Source organism: uncultured Vibrio sp. (genome assembly GCF_947488985.1).
Lineage (GTDB): Bacteria > Pseudomonadota > Gammaproteobacteria > Enterobacterales > Vibrionaceae > Vibrio.
On record NZ_CANLBV010000161.1, the window covers coordinates 1 to 4265 of the forward strand.

Genomic DNA, 4265 nt, shown 5'->3' on the forward strand with positions numbered 1-4265 from the left:
GGGTAACAGGTTTTACCTGTTTTAGAACGTTTTTTTCGTTTCTTTGCCTGCTCAGTTTGATAGGTCTCACTGCTTTGGTTTATAGATAGCCGCACAGTTGGGCCTTGCTTAAACAAGCAATAGTTTTAGTGTCGGTGATTTGATTGCATCGTATTTTATCGTGCAGCTCATCTAAGCTCAGTTCCATGACTTCTATGACTTCATCTTCATCGCATTCAAAGCGAGTGGTGTGGTTGAGACCTTTAGCGACGAACAAATACTGAATCTCATCGCAGAAACCAGCCAAAGGCGTGACTTGCCCCAAACTTTTAAATGAAGTCGCGCTGTATCCGGTTTCTTCTTCTAGCTCTCGCTCTGCACATTGCATCGGTGTTTCATCGGCTTCCACAGTTCCTGCGGGTAGCTCCAACAGCCATTTTTTTAGAGATGGGCGAAATTGGTTAATGAGAATAATCTTTCCAGACGAAGTGATAGGAAGAATAACGGCTGCGCCAGGGTGGTGTATGGTTGTGTGTGTTATGACGACGTTCGTAGGTAGCGTCACGTTCTCTTCGATAAGAGAGATACTTTTCCATCGATGGATAACTTTATTCATGCAGTCTGGACAGTTTCCTTGCCAATTAGTCGTATCTGTGTAAGTGTGCTCCACCTTAACGTCTATGGTATCTAAAATAAAAGAAAATTTGGGGTTAGCAGCAAATTTGATTGCACACAACTTGTGATGGTGCTCTCATATTTGAAAACTATGATTACCACAATATCACGGCTCTAACCTTTTGATATAAAGGCAACTCAACCATAAATACACTTGTAACAAAGTGCTAACAAATGTATAAAAAACATCTAAACTCTCAACTGTTCAAAGATTTTCGGAGTAACGCATGACCCCTTCTATTTCCTCACATGCTGACAAGGCGCTGCGTTCCGAAAGAATTAATAAATTGGCGCAAGCCCTCTCTGATGGTGTCTACGAAAGAGAAGACACGATAAAGCTTTGTTTATTGGCAGCCCTCGCGGGTGAAAGCGTATTTTTATTAGGCCCTCCGGGTATCGCTAAAAGCCTTATTGCAAAGCGCCTGATTCAAGCTTTTGACAACAGCAGCTATTTCGAATATTTGATGACCCGTTTTTCTACGCCTGAAGAGGTGTTCGGCCCATTAAGCATTCAAGAACTAAAAGACAATGGTCGTTATGTCCGACTCACTGAAGGCTACCTGCCCACGGCACAAGTGGTATTCCTTGATGAGATCTGGAAAGCCGGCCCTGCGATCCTCAATACGCTGCTGACCGTGGTGAACGAAAAGACATTCAAAAATGGCAGCGACATTGAACGTGTACCGATGCGTCTATTAGTGTCGGCATCCAACGAACTTCCCGATGAAGACAGTGGCTTAGAAGCCCTTTACGACCGCATGCTAGTTCGCGTGTTCGTTAACCGTATTCAAAACAAACAAAACTTCAAATCGATGCTGATGACGGGAACTTCTCAAGAAGCGGTGATTCCGAAAGGTTTGGCGATCACCGACATTGAATATCACCAATGGCAAAGCGAACTCGATAAGCTTGAGTTGAGCGACAACTCGTTTAATAAGCTATATGAACTAAAAACCATGCTTGAAGATTCGATTAAGGAGCAAGGCTCATCGTCTGAATCTGAGCTCTACGTTTCGGATCGACGTTGGAAGAAAGCCGTTAAACTATTGAAAGCGAGTGCATTCTTTAGTGGTCGTGATAGCGTGAATCCACTTGATATTATGTTATTGCAAGATTGTCTATGGCATAGCCCAGAATCACGTGATGTGGTGAGGCATGTTGTCAAAGATTTTGCGTTGAATCGAGCGTTTGATCAGCAAGAGTCGAAAGCGCAAATCGAAATGGCACGTGAAGAGTTCGGTGAGATCCAAGATGATGTTGAATCAACATTGTCGGTGTCGTTATCGATGGAATCAACAAGCGGTTTATTGCGTAAAGATGTTTATCAACACAACATCAAGAATGCGAAAACCTTCAGTGTGGGTAGTGCATACAACCTTGTTAAATTGGTGATGCTGCAAAGCAATCTGTCGGTTTCAGAAACAGAGAAGGGCGATAGCCGTTGGGTTTATGTGGCCAAGAACGATTTTGATCGAGTACTTAAAGAAGGCCATGGCGAAATTTATGGCTACGTAAACGAAAATAAACACCTATGTCGTTTGAAAATTGACCTCGATGCCTCTAATCAGTTAGTGATTAAAGATATTGCCAATCGCTCAGTACTCGTCAGTGTGGTTACCACTGATGGTTTAGACCAAGAGCTGTATAACAAGTGGTTGAGTGGTGCGGAGAATGCGCTACAGCAACTGTCTGAAGCTGAATTCCAGTTAAAACGAGTTCGCACCGAGTTCCATGATGCCTTGCCTCATAATTTCATTGATCCTGACTTACCGAAAGCGATGGAAGCAAGCTTGCAAGCTGTTGCTCAAGATCTTGAAATGACGAAAGTGAAGAGCAGTAAAATTGCTCAGCGTATTAAGTTTATGAGTCAGTACTTCGAGTAAGGGGAGAGCATATGTTAGGAGCAGACGGCCTAAACCTCGCTTTAATGGTAGCTGATTCAGGCATCATTGACACGGCGATGAATGATCTCATCGCTCGCTCTCAGGTTATGATCACGACTGAAAGCAAAGGTATGAAAGCATCGGTCAAGAATCACTTAGTTAAGTGGCGTGGTAAAGTGAAAAATCGCGTGACCAAAGTCTGTGAAACCGATAGGTTCCAAGAGGAAATTGCACTTTATCAAGAAGTGATTTATTGGAATGAAGAGCAGTTTTTTGATGAGATAGAAGGGGTGATCAAAAAGCTGGAGTGGCACTCCTCCTTCTACCTGCAAGCAAGACGTCTTATGGAACATAACAAGGGCGTTGATAATGTCATGTTCCCGCACTATTTCTGTGGCCAATGGTATCAATCTCTGTCAGATGCGATCAAACAAGCTCAAGTGACCGAACTGGAAGCAAGCAAAGAAAAAGTGTTAGCCGATCTTTACCAGCGCATGGAAACCATGAAAAGCATGGATAAAGTGACAGCGTCGGGGGATGAAAACAGTATCGGTCGTTTGTGGGACATGGCATCTGCCAAGCTGAGTAAAACCGACTTAACCATAATGAAGCGTCATGCAGAGTTCTTGAATAAGCACAAAGGCCTACAAGAGATAGCGGAAAAGCTCGGTCGTATGGCGGGGGAAGAAGACGATCCTTCGTTACATAAAGCCCCCTTAGAAGAACTGCAGATGGTTGAAGAGCAAAGCGATGAAGCCGTGGATGACATTGTTGGGATCCATGAAAGTGATGATCTGAACAAGATGCTGCCTAACGAAACCATGTTCTTAGCGTACCCTGAACTTGAAGTTATCTTTTATAAACATTTAGCTGATAAGCGTTTACTGAATTATCGCTCGCAAGGTAAGTCTCGCACCTTGCGCAAGGTCAAAGCTCAAAAACCGGATAGCAAAACTGTCGATATTGAAAAAGGCCCGTTTATCGTCTGTGTGGATGCATCTGGCTCAATGAGTGGTTTTCCTGAGCAGTCTGCGAAAGCGATGGCGTATGCGTTGATGCAGATCGCTCTTGCGGAAGAGCGGGACTGTTACGTTATTCTGTTCTCTTCTGAGCAGATCACCTATGAATTAACAAGGCAAGATGGCCTACGTGAAGCGAGTGATTTCTTAAGCTACTCGTTCCACGGCGGTACTGATTTAGAACCCGTTCTCATGAAGTCGATAGATTTGATGACCGGTGACAAATACAAGAATGCCGATCTGATCGTACTTTCTGACTTTATTGCTCCCAAGCAGTCTGATGAGATGATAGCTCAAGTGGATAAACTGAAACAGCATAAAAATCGTTTTCACGCAGTTAGCCTTTCTAAATACGGCAACCCGCAACTGATGACGATGTTTGATCACTGTTGGACTTATCACCCAGGCTTGGTTGGCCGTTTTATGAAGAAGTGGTAGCACAAAAGCGACTTCTTGAAACGCATTCGGCTGCGTGTTTTTTGATTGAAAAGATCGAACATGCAGCAATTTGATTTAAATGTCAGCAAATAGAATTTAAATGCACTTTTTTGTTTGACTATCTCCCGGCAATCCGTAAAGTAAGCGCCGAACACAGCAATACCGCTTAGTGAGGTACTGATGTGTTGAGTTAAAAAGGCGCCTTGGCAGAGTGGCTATGCAGCGGATTGCAAATCCGTGGACCTCGGTTCGACTCCGGGAGGCGCCTCCA

3 protein-coding genes and 1 tRNA gene are annotated in these 4265 nt (G+C 43.9%); 3 read left to right on the forward strand and 1 reads right to left on the reverse strand.

The window, feature by feature from the left end; translation table 11 throughout:
- Positions 1-79: 79 nt before the first annotated feature.
- Positions 80-595, reverse strand: a complete 516-nt coding sequence (locus Q1A70_RS19105) for an NUDIX hydrolase (protein WP_299695441.1) — start codon at positions 593-595, stop codon at positions 80-82.
- 286 nt (positions 596-881) lie between these two features.
- Between Q1A70_RS19105 and Q1A70_RS19110 the strand changes: the two genes are divergently transcribed.
- The 3 genes from Q1A70_RS19110 (at position 882) to Q1A70_RS19120 (ending at position 4265) form a co-directional block, all read left to right on the forward strand.
- Entirely contained in the window at positions 882-2537 is a 1656-nt protein-coding gene (locus Q1A70_RS19110; protein ID WP_299695439.1) for an ATPase RavA domain-containing protein, read from the forward strand.
- An 11-nt stretch (positions 2538-2548) separates the two neighbouring features.
- Positions 2549-3994, forward strand: a complete 1446-nt coding sequence (gene viaA, locus Q1A70_RS19115) for an ATPase RavA stimulator ViaA (protein ID WP_299695437.1) — start codon at positions 2549-2551, stop codon at positions 3992-3994.
- Positions 3995-4191: 197 nt separating this feature from the next.
- Positions 4192-4265, forward strand: a tRNA-Cys gene (locus Q1A70_RS19120).